The following is a 16,487-nucleotide window of genomic DNA, read 5'->3' as shown; positions in this document are numbered from 1 at the left end:
CACGGGGGCCTGGTCGGCGGTGCGGACGGTGCCGCGGACCGGGGTGCCGTCAGAGAGGGCGGCCGGCTCGGCGACCGTGGTCACCTCGGCCGCGGCGGCCGCCGCGACGGGCGAGGCCTCCACCGGCTCCTCGGACACCTCGGGCGCCGGCGCCGCGTGGGCGGTCCGCAGCGGGACCTCCTTGATGAACAGCGTGATCAGGAAGGCGAGTCCGGCGGCCGGAGCGGCGTACAGGAAGACATCGGCGACACCGTGTCCGTACGCGACCTCCATGACGGTCCGTATCGGCGCGGGCAGCTGGTCCAGGTTCGGAATGCCGCCGCCACCGGTACCGGCGTGACCGAGCTCGGCGCCCTTGGGACCCAGCTCGGTGAGCCCGTCCTTGACGTAGTCCGTCACCCGGGTGGCCATGACGGCACCGAGCGCCGAGACACCGATCGCACCACCGAGGGAGCGGAAGAAGGTGACGACGGACGAGGCCGCGCCGAGGTCACTGGGGTCGACCTGGTTCTGGGTGCAGAGCACGAGGTTCTGCATCATCATGCCGATGCCGAGACCCATCAGGGCCATGTAGATCGCCAGATGCCAGTACGGGGTGTCGTACCGCATCGTGCCGAGCAGACCCAGACCGGCCGTCACCAGGACACCGCCGGCGACCAGCCAGCCCTTCCACTTGCCGGTCTTGGTGATGATCTGGCCCGAGAGCGTCGAGGAGACGAAGAGTCCGCCGATCATCGGGATCGTCATGATCCCGGACATCGTCGGGGACTTGTCCCGCGCGAGCTGGAAGTACTGGCTGAAGAACACCGTGCCGCTGAACATCGCGACACCCACGAACAGCGAGGCGAGCGAGGCCAGCGTGATGGTGCGGTTGCGGAAGAGCCGCAGCGGGATGATCGGCTCGCTGGCCTTGGTCTCGGTGAACAGGAACAGCGCGATCAGCGCGAGCGAACCGCCGACCATCGCCCCGGTCTGCCAGGACATCCAGTCGTACTTGTCGCCGGCGAAGGTCACCCAGATCAGGAGCAGCGAGACGGCCGCCGAGATGAGGAAGGCACCGGTCCAGTCGACCTTCACCTTGCGCTTGGTGACCGGCAGCTTGAGGGTCTTCTGCAGCACGACGAGCGCGATGATCGCGAACGGCACACCGACGTAGAAGCACCAGCGCCAGCCCCAGTGATCGGTGATCACACCGCCGAGCAGCGGACCGCCGACGGTCGCGACGGCGAAGGTGGCGCCCAAGTAGCCGCTGTAGCGGCCGCGTTCGCGCGGCGCGATCATCGCGGCCATCACGATCTGGGCGAGCGCGGACAGACCGCCGACACCGATGCCCTGCACGACACGGCAGGCGATCAGCATCCCGGCGCTGGTCGAAAGACCGGCGACGATGGACCCCGCCACATAGATGACGAGCGATATCTGGACGAGCAGCTTCTTGCTGAACAGGTCGGCGAGCTTGCCCCACAGCGGCGTCGCGGCCGTCATGGAGAGCAGGGCGGCGGTGACGACCCAGGTGTATGCGGACTGGCCGCCGCCGAGGTCGGAGATGATCTCCGGCAGGGCGTTGGAGACGATCGTGGACGACAGGATCGCCACGAACATGCCGAGCAGCAGACCGGAGAGCGCCTCCATGATCTGCTTGTGCGTCATCGGGGCGCCGTCGGTCGCCGACGGGCCTCCGTGCTTGGCATGGCTGCCCCGCACACCGGTGGGTGTGGTCGTTGCCATGAAAGTCCTTCTCTTCGTGCTTTGTTGCGGTTTGCGGGGGGATTCGGCCGTACGGATATGGCTCGTACGGGCAGAGCTCGGGTGGAGGCTCAGGCCGGCAACGGCGGCGGCTCGGCCAGGTGCTGCAACCGGGGTGTGCTCCCCCGGCACTCGCCGAAGCTGGCGTGCAGCTTGGCGAGCAGCGCGTTGAGCTGGCCGACCTCGTCGTCGGACCAGCCGCTCAGGCAGTGCGCGAGCGCCTGCGTATAGCGCTCGGCGAGCTCGGCGAGCCGCTGCCGCCCGGCGGGCGTGAGCCTGAGGATGCGTGAGCGGCGGTCGCCGGGGTCGGGATCGCGGTCGATCCAGCCGCGGTCGGCGACATGGGCGACGTGCCGGCTGGTGACCGACATGTCGATGGCGAGCAGTTCGGCGAGCCGGCTCATCCGCATCTCACCGTGCTTGTCGAGCACGGTCAGCACGGCGGCGGAGCCGGGCGGGCAGTCGGCCGGCAGCACGCGGGCAAGATCCCGCTTGACCGCGCTGACACCGCTCAACTGCCGGGCGAGCTCCCCGTATTGCTCCTGCGCGGCCATTGGGCATCCCCCGGGACATCTGGTTTGTTGCTTAGGGCAACCATAGAAGCAGATGGTTGCCGCAGGCAAATTAAAAGGGACCAAAGCACTTAAAGTCCTGGCAATGGTCCGGCAAAGGCCCGTCCGACGGCACGCGCCGCGAGGGCTGGCTGCGCGCCGGCGACGCGATGGACTACACGGCAGGCGTCGCCGCGGAGACGGCGGTCCGGCTCGCGAAGGGGGAGGGCAGGCCGGGCGCCCACACCCCGGCCGCTCTCTTCGGCCACGAGATCGCGGCCGCTGCGGGTGGCACGTTCATCGACTAGGCACTGCGCGGACCGGTCTTTGCGCGGGCCGGTCCTTGCCGCGACCGGTCCTTGCTCCGACGAGTCCTTGCCCCGACCGGTCCTTGCCCCGATGCCCGGTCCTTGCGCCGATGTCCCGTCCAGGCCCGCATAAGGTGAAGAAATGCCTCGCTGGATTCCCCGCGCGAAAGAGCGGCTGAGAGATTCCGCGGTCGAGCTGTTCCTCGAGCGTGGATACGAGCGTGTGACCGTTGCCGACATCACGGAGCGCGCGGGGCTCACCCGGCGTACGTTCTCCCGCTACTTCGCGGACAAGCGGGACGTCCTCTTCGCGGGTTCCGAACTCCTGGCGTCGGCCGTCGGCGACGCGGTGGCCGGGGCCGACCCCGGGCTCAGCGCCTGGGAGGCCACCGTGACGGCGCTACGGGAGATCGGCGACCAGCTCGCCGAAGAACTGGTGCCGACCGCCGCGAACCGACGGGTCGTGATCCGGAGCAGCGAGGAGCTCCAGGAGCGCGAACGCACCAAGTTCGCCCTGATCGCCACCCATGTCGCGGACGCCCTCCGCGCACGCGGCACCCCGTCGCCGCTGGCCGAGGTGCTGGCGGAGACGGGCGTGAGCGCGTTCCGCGCCGCGTTCGACCAGTGGCTGGACGCTCCGGAGGAGCGCTCGCTGTCCACCGTGTTCGACGGCATCACCGCTGAACTGGCCGCCAGGATCGGCGGGATGACCGGCAACGGCTGAAACGGCTGAAACGGCTGAAACGGCGGAAACGGCGGAAACGGCGGAAACCGCGAGGCGTCGCCGAAGTCGCAGAGGCAGCGATGGCGACATCAGCAGAAGCCATCCCCACGGTGAGCGTCGCGTACGCGGATGGTGAGGACCGCGCACCGGGACCATGGGGCCCGGGCCCTGGGGTTGGGCCGGGTCCTCGACTTCGCTAGGGTCCTGCCCCATGGCACACAACCCCCAGGCGCCCCAGGGTCCCGAGAGCCACGACCCCGCGGGCAGCACCCAGATGTTCCGCGCCTTCGTCGACGAGGGCGCTCCGCGCCGCGCACAGGCCGCCCCCGCTCCCGCGGGACCGCGGATCGGCTTGATCGTCGGCGTCATCGCGGCCGTCGTCATCGTCGCCGCGGTGGCCTGGCTCGCGCTCGGCTAGTGAGCTGACCGGGAAGCCCGGCGCCGACGTCCGGCACCGGGCCCCCACCTCACTTCGGCCACGCCTCACCTCGCTTCCGCCGGCCTCGTCTCACTTCCGCCAGAACAGGTGGTGCGTCACGCCGCTCGCGCTGGGCACGACCTCCAGGTGGAAGCGGTCGAGCAGTTCCTCGGGGGACTCCCACAGCCGCAGTCCGGACCCGAGCTTCACCGGTGAGACCGCCACGTGCAGGGTGTCGACCAGGCCGGCGTCGAGGAACTGCCGGATGGTGGTGACCCCGCCACCGAGCCGGACATCCCTGCCCTGCGCCGCTTCCCGCGCCCGTCCGAGGACCGTGGCCGGATCGTCGTCGACGAAGTGGAACGTGGTGTCGGAGAGCGTGAACGACGGCCGCGTGTGGTGGGTCATCACGAACACCGGAGTACGGAACGGGGGCTCGTCCCCCCACCACCCGCGCCACTCCTCGCCGCGCCAGGGCCCGCGCTGGGGCCCGAACTTGTTGCGGCCCATGATCTCGGCACCGATGTTGCGCGCGAAGTCACGGGTGAAGTAGTCGTCGAGTCCCCGACTCCCACCGGGATCCGTCCGCATCGGCCAGCTCGCCGTGGCGCCGGCCCACGAGAACAGCCGCTCGGCATGGTCGAGGCCGAACGGCCGCTCGAGGCTCTGGTGCTCAGCGGCACCGGCCGCGATGCCGTCGCTCGAGACGTTGAAGTTCATGACTCTCAGCAGTTGATCCACTTGTTCCCTCGCCAGGTCCTGTCGCGTCATCGTGCGGCGAGGCGCCGCACATCATGACGTCGAACGAGATCCGGCCGGATCGACAGCTGCCCGAAACTTTTTCAGGACGCCTCAGAGAGCGCCCCGGCACCCGCGCCGCCCTACTGCCACTTCACCGAGACGTCCTGCGTCTCGATGTGCATCCCGAGGGGTACGCGCCACGCCTCGACGCACACCGTCCACGTCTGCTGCTTCTTCGCGCCCGCGGCGATCGGAGCTGCCACCTTGTGCGTGGACTTGATGGTCGCCCAGTCGACCCCGAGGCCGCCGATGATGTGCGTCCCGAAGGTCACCTCGCCCGAACGCACCGCCGTACCACCGGTGTTGTGCAGCGTCAGGGTGACCTTCTCGCACCAGCGCTTGTCGGTCGCCTTGCGCACGGGCTCGCCGACGACCTTGAGCACCGCGGGCCCGGCAGGGGTCTCGGCACTTGGCGAGGAGCCCGAACTGCCCGACGTACCACCGGAGTCACCGCCGGACCCGCCGGCTCCTCCCGTACCACCGGAGGAGCCGGACGCACCGGACGCGCCCGTACTCCCGCTCCCGCCGGACGACTCCCCCTCCGAGCCGCCCGATCCCGAGCCGGAGCCTGCGCTGTCCGTGCCACCGTTCCCGCCGGAGCCGCCGCCCGCAGTGGACGTGCCCCCGCCGGAGTCCGCGCCGCCCTTCTTCGACGAACCGGACGACGGCTTCTCGTCCCCGTTCTCGTCCAGCGGTACGAACTCCACGTCCTCCGTGGGCTCCACCGGTTCGACCCGGTCGCTGGGCCCGGCACCCGCCGCACCGACGGCCACGTAACCGTCGTCGGACGTGCCGCTGCCACAGGCGGCGAGCAGGGTGCCGAGGCAGACCACGGCGGCGGAGGCCGCGACGGCCATGCCGCGGCGCCGGCGAAGGAAGAGACTCCTGGCGCTCATCGCGCCAGTGTGGCTGACGGGGCGTCAATTAGGAACCCTGGGATTCCTGCAATCAGAAGCCCCGTCAACAACTCCCGTGGCCGGGACCGGATTTCAGCCGGCCCGGCCCCGGACCTCAGTCCGCGATCAGCCCTTCCCTGAGCTGTGCGAGGGTCCGCGTGAGCAGGCGCGAGACGTGCATCTGCGAGATGCCGACCTCTTCGCCGATCTGCGACTGCGTCATGTTCGCGAAGAACCGCAGCATGATGATCTGGCGCTCGCGCGGCGGCAGTTTGGCCAGCAGCGGCTTGAGCGACTCGCGGTACTCGACGCCTTCAAGCGCCGCGTCCTCGTAGCCGAGCCGGTCCGCGAGTGAGCCCTCGCCGCCGTCGTCCTCGACGGCCGGTGAGTCGAGCGAGGAGGCGGTGTACGCGTTGCCGACCGCGAGGCCGTCGACGACGTCCTCCTCCGATACGCCGAGCACAGCGGCGAGTTCGGGCACGGTCGGGGAGCGGTCGAGCTTCTGCGCGAGCTCGTCGCTGGCCTTGGTCAGCGCCAGGCGCAACTCCTGGAGTCTGCGCGGCACCCGCACCGACCAGGACGTATCGCGGAAGAAGCGCTTGATCTCGCCGACGACGGTCGGCATCGCGAACGTCGGGAACTCGACGCCGCGTTCACAGTCGAAGCGGTCGATCGCCTTGATCAGGCCGATGGTGCCGACCTGGACGATGTCCTCCATCGGCTCGTTGCGGCTGCGGAACCGTGCCGCGGCGTAGCGCACGAGCGGGAGGTTCAACTCGATGAGGGTGTCGCGTACATACGTACGCTCCGGGCTGTCCTCGTCGAGCGTCGCAAGCCGCAGGAAGAGCGAGCGGGACAGGGTGCGGGTGTCGATGACTGCCGGGCGGGAATCAACCGGGATTTCTGCGCGGTCCAGCACATCGGCTGCGTTCGCCGCACTGCGCGTGAGCACCTTCGAGCTGCCCTGATCTGCGGACATGCCACCCCCTCTTGGGTCGCGGACGGTCGCGGCCGGCTCCCGTCTTCAAGGAACGCAGCCTCCACCTGAATACCGGTCGTGGGGCTGCGGCAAACGCGGTTCCAGCAGAATGTCACATGTCGGCAACACGCTGTAGTGACATGTCGACAAGAAAGGGCCGAATCTGCGCAGGTAAAGGGGGTTCTGCGGCTTTTCGCGCGCTCAAGTAGGCCCAAAAGAGCGCTACTCGATCCAGCTACGCTTCGATCCTGTTTGCGGATCGAAGTCGCGCGAAGCTCCGGGCGAGGAGCCTTGACACATGCATCTGCGAGACGCCCAGTTCGGCGCTGATCTGCGACTGCGTGAGATTGCTGTAGTAGCGCAGGAGCAGAATCCGCTGCTCCCTCTCGGGCAGTTGCACCAGGAGATGCCGTACGAGATCGCGGTGCTCCACGCCGTCGAGCGCGGGGTCCTCGTAACCGAGCCGGTCGAGCAGTCCCGGCAGCCCGTCGCCCTCCTGGGCGGCCTCGAGCGAGGTCGCGTGGTACGAACGCCCGGCCTCGATGCAGGCAAGGACCTCGTCCTCGGTGATCCGCAGCCGCTCGGCGATCTCGGCGGTGGTCGGTGAGCGTCCGAACGCGGTCGTCAGATCCTCGGTCGCGCTGGTCACCTGCACCCACAGCTCGTGCAGCCGGCGCGGTACGTGGACGGTGCGCACGTTGTCGCGGAAGTACCGCTTGATCTCGCCGACCACCGTGGGCATCGCGAAGGTCGGGAACTGCACCCCGCGGTCCGGGTCGAAGCGGTCGATCGCGTTGATCAGGCCGATGGTGCCGACCTGGACCACGTCCTCCATCGGCTCGTTGCGGCTGCGGAAGCGCGCGGCGGCGTACCGCACCAGCGGTAGGTTCGCCTCGATCAGCGCGGCGCGTACGCGGCTGTGCTCGGGGGTGCCGACGGTCAGCTGCTTGAGCTGGCCGAAGAGCACCTGGGTCAGGGCCCGGGTGTCCGCGGTCCGCTGCTTGGCGGGGGAGAGCACACGGTCGCCGCCGTCCGCGGATCCGGCCGCGGGTTCCTGGGACGGCACTTGGGGAGCAGTACTGGCCGGCACAGTCAACGCCACCCCTTATCGATGCAACCGATCAACATTTCGCAAAAGCGGTCATAGCATCACAAGACATGTGCACTGTGTGCAAGCACCGTATAAGGCCGTGTTGAAGGCAAGTTGGGGCGTAAACCTAAAAATGCCCCCCACGTTCGAGTGGAGGGCGGGATACCCGGGCTGACTGCGGAGCCGGTGTGCGGGGGTCTAGTTCACGAGCTCCGACATGAAGTCGCCGACGCCCTGAGCAGCGTCGGAAATGCCCTCGAAGCCCACCTGGACGAGGTCTGCGGCCCGTTCCGGGGACGTGATGATCGTGTACAGCACGAAGACGACGACCATGTAGAGCGCGACCTTCTTCGCTTGCACCACGTTCGGCCTCCCCGCCCTGTCTTCCTGCGTGCAGTCGGGTGAGTCTATCCACGGCTCACGGGCCCCGGTGAAGGTGCCTCCATTGGCTCTACGGCCTGCACAGCTTCTCCGGCTCCACGGCGAAAGCCCCGGCTCCGTGAAGGTGCCGGGGCTTCGCTCCGAGTGGGCGGGGGAAGCGGCATCGGGGGGACAAGCCGCTTCCCCCGACGAGGACCTGGCTCTTCAGTCCACGCCGCAGTCAGGGGGGAAGCTCGCGGCGTGGACCCCGCAGTAGAGCCGGGTCCCGAGAGCCTGCGGATTCCTGCCAGATCCGCCGGGCTCACCAACCATCCTGCTCCTGTACGGGACCGGCACAGTGCGGCAAAGGGCCTGCCTTGGCGGGCCTAAGGTCCTTAAACGCCGGGTGAGGAACGGGTGCTCGAGCATGCCGCTCAAAGCGCTTGCCGAAGGCGTGAGTTCGCGGGCCCTCGGGGAAAGCACGAAGGGCCCCGGCGATGCCGGGGCCCTTCTCAAGCGGTAGCGGAGGGATTTGAACCCTCGGTGACTTGCGCCACACTCGCTTTCGAGGCGAGCTCCTTCGGCCGCTCGGACACGCTACCGAGAGAGAGCTTAGCCCAAAGGAGCCCCTGGTCAGAAATCCGTATCCGCGATGCCCGCCGTGAGGTGGCGCACACCGGACCCAGCGGGCCGGGGCGGGCCCTCAGCGGTCCCGGAAGAAGCGGGTGAGGCGGGCCGAGCACTCCGCCTCCAGGACACCCGCGATCACCTCGGGGCGGTGGTTGAGACGCCGGTCGCGGACGAGATCCCACAGGGAGCCCGCCGCGCCGGCCTTCTCGTCCCGCGCCCCGTAGACGACCCGGGCGATACGGGACTGCACGAGCGCGCCCGCGCACATCACGCACGGTTCGAGCGTGACGACGAGGGTGCAGCCGGTCAGCCGCCACTCCCCGCGCTCGGCCGCGGCCCGGCGCAGGGCCAGGACCTCGGCGTGGGCGGTGGGGTCGCCGGTGGCCTCGCGCTCGTTGTGCCCGGCGGCGAGCAGCTCGCCGTCCGGGCCGAGGACGAGGGCTCCGACGGGGACATCGCCGCCCCGGAGGGCCAGTTCGGCCTGCTCCAGGGCGTGCTCCATCGGCGCCCGCCAGCGGTCGCGTACAGGATCGGAGATGTTCAAGGTGTTGTACGTATGCGGGTCAGCGCACCGTCTCCAGGACCTCCGAGGCGCCCAGGGCCTCGGCGATCTCGTTCAGGGCGTCGGTGCGCAGGGACAGGAGTTCCTTCTCGGACAGGCCCAGGTCGTCGAGGATCCGGGTGTCGCCGAGCGGGCCCGAGGGCACGGCCTCGGACGAGCCCTCGAGGGCGGTGGGATCTTCGTCCTCCTCCGGGTCGGGCTCGCCGTCCTCGGTGCCGTCGAGGTCGGTCAGGTCCTCCAGGTCGTCCTCGTCGGCGGAGCCGGGCTCACGGCCCAGCAGCTCGTCGGTGAGGAGGATCTCGCCGTAGCTGCTGCGGGAGGCCGCGGCCGCGTCCGAGACATAGATCCGCGGGTCCTCTTCGCCGTCCACACGGACGACGCCGAACCACACATCTTCCTGCTCGATGAAGACGAGCACCGTGTCATCGTCGGTGTCCCCGGCCGCGTGCTCCCGGGCCAGTTCTGTCAGATCCGACAGGGTCTCCACATCGTCGAGCTCCGTGTCGCTCGCTTCCCACCCGTCTTCGGTGCGCGCGAGCAGTGCGGCGAAGTACACCGTGACTCTCCCACTGGTCTGAGGCGTGCCGGTTGGGGGTCCCCCCGGCGGAGTCTGGACGAGGAAGTGCACTTCGGCCCCGCCCACTCGGAATCGTGGCAGAAACGAAGGCTTCGCGAGAGGTCTTCGGTGCGCTGTGTCTGCGGCGCGCCGTGGTTGTGATCCTCAGGAGCCCCGGATGTGATCCTCAGGACACCGGTCTGGACGGCCCGTGCCACCGGTCAGGGGAACCCGCGCCACCGGTCTGGACGGGCCGCGCCATCGGTCAGGAGGGGGCCGCACCACCGGTCAGGAGGGGCCGCACCACCGGTCAGGTGGGCTCGTGCCGCCGGTCTGGACTGCCCCGCACGACCGGCAGCCAGGACGGCCCGCGCCGCCCCGTCACCAGCGGAACGTGCGCATCCGCATGGCCTGGCGCATGCGTGCCGCCCGCGCGCGCCGGGGCTTCACACGGTCGCGCAGCTCCTTGGCCTCATGGCGCTCGCGCAGGAACTGGGCGCGGCGCCTGCGGCGCTCGGCATCGGTCTCGGGCTGCTCCTGCGGCTGCTCGTCTCGCACGGGCCACACCACCCTCCGGTCTTGCCCCTGCAGTTTCCCTCGTACGGCCGGTTTGATGCGAACGCTCACGGGTGCGGTGCCGAACGTGAGCGCGAGCCGGGGCCTGTTCGCGCCGGTAACCTGGTGGCGGCGGGTCGAGCCCGCAGTTCGGACCCGTGACCCGGAGCTTGGAGGCTCTTGTGCGCCTGCACGTCGTCGACCACCCCCTGGTCGCGCACAAACTCACCACGTTGCGTGACAAGCGCACCGATTCCCCGACCTTCCGCCGTCTCGCCGACGAGCTCGTGACGCTGCTCGCGTACGAGGCGACGCGGGACGTGCGCACCGAGCAGGTCGACATCGAGACCCCCGTGGGCCCGACCACCGGGGTCAAGCTCTCCCACCCGCGCCCGCTGGTCGTGCCGATCCTGCGCGCCGGGCTCGGCATGCTCGACGGCATGGTCCGGCTGCTTCCGACCGCCGAGGTGGGCTTCCTCGGGATGGTCCGCAACGAGGAGACGCTCGAGGCGTCCACGTACGCGACGCGGATGCCGGAGGACCTGTCCGGGCGCCAGGTCTATGTGGTCGACCCGATGCTCGCCACCGGCGGCACCCTGGTCGCGGCGATCAAGGAGCTCATCAAGCGCGGCGCCGACGACGTCACCGCCGTCGTGCTGCTCGCGGCGCCCGAGGGCGTCGAGGTGATGGAGCGCGAGCTGGCCGGTACGCCGGTCACCGTGCTGACCGCGGCGGTCGACGAGCGGCTCAACGAGGTCGGCTACATCGTGCCGGGCCTCGGGGACGCGGGGGACCGGATGTACGGGTCGGCCGAGTAGGACCCGTACGGCAGAACGTGGCTGAGGGGCCGCCGGATCTCCGGCGGCCCCTCAGTGCGTGACGTGCGTGGCGCGGGCGTTGTCAGTGGGCGCCGATAGCCTGGAAAGGGCTTCGGCCCCCGGGCGGGAGGGGACTGCCCCAGCCCCCTAACGGGCTGCCGCGGCCTTCGCCTCAGCAGCCCTTCGCCTCAGCAGCCCTTCGGCTTCGGAGGGGCCGCCGCCGGCTTGGTCAGGGCGTCCAGGGCCTTCACCGCGTCCTCCTTCTTGGCCAGGGACTTGAAGTCCGCGCCGAGGATGAGGTCGATGTCCGCCGTCTTACGGGCGTCCGTCTGCGGTTCCGCGCCCGCGACCTGGGTGCCGAGGACGACGATTCCCTTGGTCAGAGCGGACTTGGGGCCCAGCAGTATCGCTTCGCCCTTGACCTTCTTGTCGAACTCCTTCGACGCGTTGCCCACCTTGCCGATGATGAAGCCGCGCTTCTTGAGCTCGTCCGCCGTCTCCTTGGCGAGGCCGCCGCGCGGGGTGGCGTTGAAGACGTTGACCTGCACTTCCGCCGGCTTCGGCAGCACCATCGGGGGCTTCTTCGGCGGGGCCGAGGAAGCGGCGGCCGGCTTGCAGTCGGGCTTGTTGGCGGCGACGGTTCTGTCGCTCTTCTTGCCGGAGAAGACACCGATCAACTCGATGGTCCCGTAGGCGAGGAGCCCGAGAACGGCGGCGCAGGCGAAGACCGCGAGCACGATCCGGCGGCGCCGCCGGTTGCGGCGCATCCGCGGGTACTTGTCCCCCGTGATGCGGTATTCGCCGCCCATGCCGGGGGGTGTGAGCATGCTCATGGGCGCAGCGTAATGCCGGGGGTGGGGTCTGCCTACTAAATGATCAATGGGTGGCGGCCGAACCCAACCCGAAAGGGTCAATGCCGACTTGAGGTCGCCATCGCGGGGGTGTGCCCGGGGCGCTAGCCCAGTTCGAGCACGCGAGCGTGCAGGACCTGGCGCTGCTGCAGGGCGGCGCGGACGGCGCGGTGCAGGCCGTCCTCGAGGTAGAGGTCGCCCTGCCACTTCACGACATGCGCGAAGAGGTCGCCGTAGAAGGTGGAGTCCTCGGCGAGGAGGGTCTCCAGGTCCAGCTGGCCCTTGGTGGTCACCAGCTGATCGAGGCGGACCGGGCGCGGCGCGACATCCGCCCACTGCCGGGTGCTTTCCCGGCCGTGGTCGGGGTACGGCCGGCCGTTTCCGATGCGCTTGAAGATCACACGGAAAGCCTACCGGGCAGGGGGCTCCGGGCGCAGCCATGGCGACGGAGTGCGAGGCTGGGAAATGCCGCCCCAAACCGGGGCATACCGGGAACAGTCAAACCGGGAACAGGGGCCTGAAATGAGCGAGAGCGAGCGGAGGGCGCCCGAGGGCGCCGACCTGCCCGATGCCACGACGGCCCCCACGGCGGGTGCCGAGGCCGCGGCCACCCCTGCCCCTGAGCCCGCACCCCCCGGTTCCGCGCCCACCCCGCAGGCACCTGCGGACCCGGCCCCGGAACCCGCTCCGGCACCGGCGCCCCCGGGTCCGGCCGCGGCTCCCACCGCACCTCCTGGTCCGGCCGCCGCTCCCGCCGCCGCACCCCCGGAGCCGGACCCGGCCCCCGCACCGGCCCCGGTACCGGAACCCGCCCCGGCACCGGAACCCGCACCGGCCCCCGTCGGTCCCGCCCCGACCCCCGCCGTCGCCACCGAGTCGACCCCCGCGCCCCCGGAGCCGGCCACCGCGCCCGCCCCCGAGCCCGCGCCCCCCGGCCCCGCGCCCACCCCCGGTGTCGCGCTGCCCGAGGAAGCGGCCGCCATCGCCGGCGGCTATGCCTTCACCGGTGAGGCGCTCGACCTCGGGGCACTGCTGTGGGACGGGCAGTGCCTGCCTGGTGCCCAGATCCGGATCCCGCTGTCGATGCTCAACCGCCACGGTCTGGTCGCCGGCGCCACCGGTACCGGCAAGACCAAGACGCTGCAGCTGATCGCCGAGCAGCTGGCCGCGCAGGGCGTCCCGGTGTTCCTCGCCGACATCAAGGGCGACGTCTCCGGTATCTCCGCGCCCGGCGAGGCGAACGACAAGGTGCAGGAGCGGGCCCGGGACGTGGGGCAGACCTGGGAGGCCAAGGGGTTTCCGAGCGAGTTCTACGCGCTCGGCGGGATCGGCCCCGGTATCCCCGTACGCGCGACGGTCACCAGCTTCGGACCCGTCCTGCTGTCGAAGGTGCTGCAACTGAACCAGACGCAGGAGCAGTCGCTCGGCCTGATCTTCCATTACGCGGATCAGAAGGGCCTTGAGCTGCACGACCTGAAGGACCTGCGGGCCGTCGTCACCTTCCTCACCTCGGACGAGGGCAAGCCCGAGCTCAAGAACATCGGCGGGCTCTCGTCGGTGACCGCCGGGGTGATCCTGCGGGCGCTCACCGCCTTCGAGGCGCAGGGGATGACGCCGTTCTTCGGGAACCCCGAGTTCGACGTGAGCGAGTTCCTGCGGACGGCGCCCGACGGGCGCGGGCAGGTGTCGGTGCTCGAACTGCCCGCCGTACAGGACAAGCCGCATCTGTTCTCGACGTTCCTGATGTGGATGCTGGCCGACCTCTTCAACAACCTGCCCGAGGTGGGGGATGTCGAGAAGCCGAAGCTGGTCTTCTTCTTCGACGAGGCGCATCTGCTGTTCAACGGGGCGAGCAAGGCCTTCCTCGAGGCCATCACGCAGACCGTGCGGCTGATCCGGTCCAAGGGTGTCGGTGTCTTCTTCGTGACGCAGACGCCGAAGGACGTGCCGGCCGATGTGCTCGCCCAGCTCGGCAACCGGGTCCAGCACGCGCTGCGGGCCTTCACGCCCGAGGACCAGAAGGCGCTCAAGGCGACGGTCAAGACCTTCCCCAACTCGGCGTATGACCTGGAGGAGTTGCTCACCCAGCTCGGCACCGGTGAGGCGGTGATCACCGTGCTGAGCGAGAAGGGTGCGCCGACGCCGGTGGCCGCGACCCGGCTTCGCGCGCCCGAGTCGCTGATGGGGCCGATCGATGCCACCGCGCTCGACGCGGCCGTGAAGTCCTCGCTGCTCTACTCCCGTTACGCGGAGGAGGTCGACCCGGAGTCCGCGTACGAGAAGATCACCGCGCAGCAGGCCGAGACCGAGGCGGCCAAGCAGGCCGAGCTGGAGGCGAAGGAAGCCGAGAAGGCCGCGAAGGAAGCGGCGAAGGCGGCCCGTTCCGCACCCGCGCAGGATGCCTCGATGGTCGACCAGGTGGTGGGCAGCGGCATCTTCAAGTCCCTTGCCCGCTCGCTCGGTACGCAGATCGGGCGGGAGATCTCGCGGTCGATCTTCGGGACCCGCAGACGCTGAGCCACCTGCTGAGACGGACACGGATCCGGATCCGGTACGGATACGGCTCGGACTCCCCGTAAGAGGGAAGTCCGAGCCGTATTCCGTGGGTCAGGCGCCGAGGGTCACTCCGTCACACGGTCGTGGTCCTCGTGCAGACCGCCGCCGCTGCCCGCGTCGCCCTCGGTGGGGACGGACTCGACCGGCTTGGTGAGCGAGCTCAGGTCGTGGGCGTAGGTGCCGACGGCGTTGGCGATGACGTCGATGTTCGTGCCGAAGGCCGACATGTCGATGTTGTCGATGGTGTCGCAGGCCGCGTGGTAGCACGGGTCGTACGCGACGCCCGCCTGCCCGCCGAACTTCGCCGCCTGCTCGGGGGTCTTGATGCCTTCGGCGCCCGTGAAGGTGCCGCCGGCCGGGATGTCGACCGCGATGAACGGGCCGTAGTCGGAGCGTCCGGTGAAGTCGGTGCCCTCGTGCGGCTTGCGCTTGCTGTCGAGGAACTCGTTGATGTCCCGCTCCAGTTGGGCGCTGCCCTCGGGGCCGGCTTCCGCGCCTTCGCCGTCGGAGTTGTCGCCGTCGTAGACGAACTGGCCGTAGTTCGGCGAGGCGATCATGTCGAAGTTGAGGTAGAGGCGGATGTCCTTGATCTGCTCCTCGGTGAGCTTCTCGACCCACTTCTCCGAGCCGATCAGACCGTTCTCCTCGGCGGACCACAGCGCGAACTTGATCTTGTTGCGCGGCTGCTTGCCCTTGCCGTGCCGGGTCTCCTCGGCCAGCTCCTTGGCGACCTCGAGCAGACCGGCCGAGCCCGAGCCGTTGTCGTTGATGCCGGGGCCCGCGGTCACCGAGTCGAGGTGGGCGCCGAGCATCACGGTGTTGTCGGCGTCGCCGCCTCGGGTCTCCGCGATGACGTTGTTCGTCGTCCGGGCCTCCTGGAACTCCCGGATCTCGAAGTCCACCGTGACCTCGCCCTTGGCGACCTCGGCGGCGAGCGCCTCGCCCTCGGCCAGGGTGACGCCGCCGGTCGGGATACGGCCGTCGGCCGGGTCTCCTATGGTCCCGGAGAGGACTCCGTCCACGTTGTTGTAGATGATCGCGCCGGACGCGCCCGCGTCCGCGGCGGCCGCCTGCTTGATGGCGAAGGAGCAGCCGCCGCGCTTGATCAGCGCGATCTTGCCGGTGAAGGTGCCGGACGCGTAGTCCTCCGGTTCGCAGCCGGTGGTGGCGTCCACCGGCACGGCGGCGAGGGCGGCCTTGATGCCGCCGACCGGCGTCGACTTCGTGTACGTCATGCCCTGGATGTCGACCGTGCGCGGTGTGGGTGTCACGACCGCGAGGCGCTCGGCGAGCATCTCGGTGTAGACGAACTCGAACTGGTCGTAACTGACCTTGTACCCGGCCTTCTCGAGGTACTCGTACACATACTTCGCCGAGGCGTCGTGGCCCGGCGAACCGGCGGCGCGATGGCCGTCGTTGGCGTCCGCTATCGCCTGGAACTTCTGCAGATGGCGGTACGCGTCCTTCGCGGACGAGTCCTCCACCAGCTCGCGGGCGAGCTTGCGGGCGTCCTTGGCCGGATTGCCGTGCCCGTGACCGCGGTCGGCGGTGGCCGTTCCCGCGGAGGCGAGCAGCAGGGGTGTGGCGAGCGCGACGGCGGCGAGTGCGGCGATCGTGCTGCGCGAACGAGGTGATGCGTTCACAGAGGTCCTTCCCCAAAGGCAGTGCGAACGAGGTGGGAGGGACGGTAGCGATCGGTGAGATCTCCGGAAAGAGGTTCCCTGCAACTCGTGTTCGGTTTCGCCGGATTGGCCCCGCATGTCCCTGACATGCGGGGCCACCTGCTGATCTCCTGCCGGTTCAGTCCCGGCGTTCGCGTCCCGGGTGTTCGGGCAGCACGTCCTGCGGCTGTTCGGCGGTGGGGGTTTCGGCGGCCGGTTCGTCCGTGCGCGGGCTGCGGCGGTCGCGTACGGATTCCGCGCGGAGCAGGGCGTGCAGCACCGCGTAGGGGTCCTTGGGCATGGGGGTGTCCTAGCGCTGAGGAGGAGTTCCGGGCGTGGCGGCGTCTGGAGCTCGGCACGGTCAGCAACGCAGGACGGTCGTACGGGAAGGGGCGGGCGGCGGGGCGGCGTGCGGCGCCGGGGAG

The 16,487-nt window shown here is 69.8% G+C and carries 19 protein-coding genes and 1 tRNA gene; 5 read left to right on the top strand and 15 right to left on the bottom strand.

Going from position 1 to position 16,487, the window contains the following annotated elements:
* Both ABT367_RS35800 and ABT367_RS35795 read right to left on the bottom strand, forming a co-directional pair.
* Window positions 1–1,728 (bottom strand): MDR family MFS transporter (locus ABT367_RS35800; RefSeq protein WP_352257456.1); only part of this gene is annotated, 1,728 nt, incomplete at its 3' end.
* Between the two features lie 89 nt (window positions 1,729–1,817).
* A complete protein-coding gene (locus tag ABT367_RS35795) occupies window positions 1,818–2,300 on the bottom strand; it encodes a MarR family winged helix-turn-helix transcriptional regulator (RefSeq protein ID WP_352257455.1) in 483 nt (160 codons plus the stop codon).
* Between the two features lie 167 nt (window positions 2,301–2,467).
* Between ABT367_RS35795 and ABT367_RS35790 the strand changes: the two genes are divergently transcribed.
* The 3 genes from ABT367_RS35790 to ABT367_RS35780 all read left to right on the top strand — a co-directional run bounded on the left by ABT367_RS35790 (window position 2,468) and on the right by ABT367_RS35780 (window position 3,747).
* Entirely contained in the window at window positions 2,468–2,605 is a 138-nt protein-coding gene (locus tag ABT367_RS35790; protein ID WP_352257454.1) for a hypothetical protein, read from the top strand.
* Between the two features lie 142 nt (window positions 2,606–2,747).
* Window positions 2,748–3,329: a TetR/AcrR family transcriptional regulator gene (locus tag ABT367_RS35785; RefSeq protein ID WP_352257453.1), complete on the top strand. Its 582-nt coding sequence runs from the start codon at window positions 2,748–2,750 to the stop codon at window positions 3,327–3,329.
* 211 nt (window positions 3,330–3,540) lie between these two features.
* Entirely contained in the window at window positions 3,541–3,747 is a 207-nt protein-coding gene (locus ABT367_RS35780; RefSeq protein ID WP_352257452.1) for a hypothetical protein, read from the top strand.
* 90 nt (window positions 3,748–3,837) lie between these two features.
* On the opposite strand, the gene ABT367_RS35775 is transcribed toward ABT367_RS35780, so the two are convergent.
* The 9 genes from ABT367_RS35775 to ABT367_RS35735 form a co-directional block, all read right to left on the bottom strand.
* Window positions 3,838–4,488: a dihydrofolate reductase family protein gene (locus tag ABT367_RS35775; RefSeq protein WP_352257451.1), complete on the bottom strand. Its 651-nt coding sequence runs from the start codon at window positions 4,486–4,488 to the stop codon at window positions 3,838–3,840.
* Window positions 4,489–4,628: 140 nt separating this feature from the next.
* Window positions 4,629–5,444: a hypothetical protein gene (locus tag ABT367_RS35770; RefSeq protein WP_352257450.1), complete on the bottom strand. Its 816-nt coding sequence runs from the start codon at window positions 5,442–5,444 to the stop codon at window positions 4,629–4,631.
* Between the two features lie 115 nt (window positions 5,445–5,559).
* Window positions 5,560–6,423: an RNA polymerase sigma factor SigF gene (locus ABT367_RS35765; RefSeq protein WP_165335431.1), complete on the bottom strand. Its 864-nt coding sequence runs from the start codon at window positions 6,421–6,423 to the stop codon at window positions 5,560–5,562.
* Window positions 6,424–6,658: 235 nt separating this feature from the next.
* Window positions 6,659–7,513 carry an RNA polymerase sigma factor SigF gene (locus ABT367_RS35760; RefSeq protein WP_408056382.1) on the bottom strand — a complete coding sequence of 285 codons (855 nt, stop codon included), beginning with the start codon at window positions 7,511–7,513 and terminating at the stop codon, window positions 6,659–6,661.
* Window positions 7,514–7,711: 198 nt separating this feature from the next.
* Window positions 7,712–7,876 (bottom strand): hypothetical protein, encoded by a 165-nt coding sequence (locus ABT367_RS35755; RefSeq protein WP_165335433.1) that lies wholly within the window; start codon window positions 7,874–7,876, stop codon window positions 7,712–7,714.
* 514 nt (window positions 7,877–8,390) lie between these two features.
* Window positions 8,391–8,475: transfer RNA gene (locus tag ABT367_RS35750), tRNA-Ser, on the bottom strand.
* Between the two features lie 101 nt (window positions 8,476–8,576).
* Window positions 8,577–9,005 carry a tRNA adenosine(34) deaminase TadA gene (tadA, locus tag ABT367_RS35745; protein WP_352257459.1) on the bottom strand — a complete coding sequence of 143 codons (429 nt, stop codon included), beginning with the start codon at window positions 9,003–9,005 and terminating at the stop codon, window positions 8,577–8,579.
* A 61-nt stretch (window positions 9,006–9,066) separates the two neighbouring features.
* Window positions 9,067–9,621 carry a hypothetical protein gene (locus ABT367_RS35740; protein WP_352257449.1) on the bottom strand — a complete coding sequence of 185 codons (555 nt, stop codon included), beginning with the start codon at window positions 9,619–9,621 and terminating at the stop codon, window positions 9,067–9,069.
* Between the two features lie 381 nt (window positions 9,622–10,002).
* Window positions 10,003–10,191 (bottom strand): hypothetical protein, encoded by a 189-nt coding sequence (locus ABT367_RS35735; protein ID WP_165335435.1) that lies wholly within the window; start codon window positions 10,189–10,191, stop codon window positions 10,003–10,005.
* 167 nt (window positions 10,192–10,358) lie between these two features.
* Here ABT367_RS35735 and upp point away from each other — a divergent pair, with 167 nt between their 5' ends.
* Window positions 10,359–10,994: a uracil phosphoribosyltransferase gene (gene upp / locus ABT367_RS35730; RefSeq protein WP_352257448.1), complete on the top strand. Its 636-nt coding sequence runs from the start codon at window positions 10,359–10,361 to the stop codon at window positions 10,992–10,994.
* Window positions 10,995–11,182: 188 nt separating this feature from the next.
* Here the strand turns inward: upp and ABT367_RS35725 are convergent, their stop codons facing one another.
* Window positions 11,183–11,827: a LytR C-terminal domain-containing protein gene (locus ABT367_RS35725; RefSeq protein ID WP_352257447.1), complete on the bottom strand. Its 645-nt coding sequence runs from the start codon at window positions 11,825–11,827 to the stop codon at window positions 11,183–11,185.
* Window positions 11,828–11,949: 122 nt separating this feature from the next.
* Window positions 11,950–12,246, bottom strand: coding sequence for a type II toxin-antitoxin system VapB family antitoxin (locus ABT367_RS35720; protein ID WP_003955420.1), 297 nt, complete (start codon window positions 12,244–12,246; stop codon window positions 11,950–11,952).
* A gap of 559 nt (window positions 12,247–12,805) precedes the next feature.
* On the opposite strand from ABT367_RS35720, the gene ABT367_RS35715 reads away from it, so the two are divergent.
* Window positions 12,806–14,362 (top strand): helicase HerA-like domain-containing protein, encoded by a 1,557-nt coding sequence (locus ABT367_RS35715; protein WP_352257458.1) that lies wholly within the window; start codon window positions 12,806–12,808, stop codon window positions 14,360–14,362.
* A 104-nt stretch (window positions 14,363–14,466) separates the two neighbouring features.
* Here ABT367_RS35715 and ABT367_RS35710 read toward each other — a convergent pair whose 3' ends face one another.
* Entirely contained in the window at window positions 14,467–16,014 is a 1,548-nt protein-coding gene (locus ABT367_RS35710; protein WP_352257457.1) for a M28 family metallopeptidase, read from the bottom strand.
* Window positions 16,015–16,201: 187 nt separating this feature from the next.
* On the bottom strand, window positions 16,202–16,363 hold the full coding sequence (locus tag ABT367_RS35705) for a hypothetical protein (RefSeq protein WP_352257446.1): 162 nt from the start codon (window positions 16,361–16,363) through the stop codon (window positions 16,202–16,204).
* Window positions 16,364–16,487 lie beyond the last annotated feature (124 nt).

The sequence above is a fragment of the Streptomyces mesophilus genome (assembly GCF_040300965.1).
Lineage (GTDB): Bacteria > Actinomycetota > Actinomycetes > Streptomycetales > Streptomycetaceae > Streptomyces > Streptomyces mesophilus_A.
This window is presented reverse-complemented; position numbering and strand designations above follow the sequence as displayed.

Bases quoted from the DNA above. Each gene is read 5' to 3' on its own strand.
- ABT367_RS35795 (WP_352257455.1), bottom strand. From the start codon at position 2,300: ATGGCCGCGCAGGAGCAATACGGGGAGCTCGCCCGGCAGTTGAGCGGT.
- ABT367_RS35790 (WP_352257454.1), top strand. From the start codon at position 2,468: ATGGACTACACGGCAGGCGTCGCCGCGGAGACGGCGGTCCGGCTCGCG.
- ABT367_RS35785 (WP_352257453.1), top strand. From the start codon at position 2,748: ATGCCTCGCTGGATTCCCCGCGCGAAAGAGCGGCTGAGAGATTCCGCG.
- ABT367_RS35780 (WP_352257452.1), top strand. From the start codon at position 3,541: ATGGCACACAACCCCCAGGCGCCCCAGGGTCCCGAGAGCCACGACCCC.
- ABT367_RS35770 (WP_352257450.1), bottom strand. From the start codon at position 5,444: ATGAGCGCCAGGAGTCTCTTCCTTCGCCGGCGCCGCGGCATGGCCGTC.
- ABT367_RS35765 (WP_165335431.1), bottom strand. From the start codon at position 6,423: ATGTCCGCAGATCAGGGCAGCTCGAAGGTGCTCACGCGCAGTGCGGCG.
- tadA (WP_352257459.1), bottom strand. From the start codon at position 9,005: ATGGAGCACGCCCTGGAGCAGGCCGAACTGGCCCTCCGGGGCGGCGAT.
- ABT367_RS35725 (WP_352257447.1), bottom strand. From the start codon at position 11,827: ATGAGCATGCTCACACCCCCCGGCATGGGCGGCGAATACCGCATCACG.
- ABT367_RS35705 (WP_352257446.1), bottom strand. From the start codon at position 16,363: ATGCCCAAGGACCCCTACGCGGTGCTGCACGCCCTGCTCCGCGCGGAA.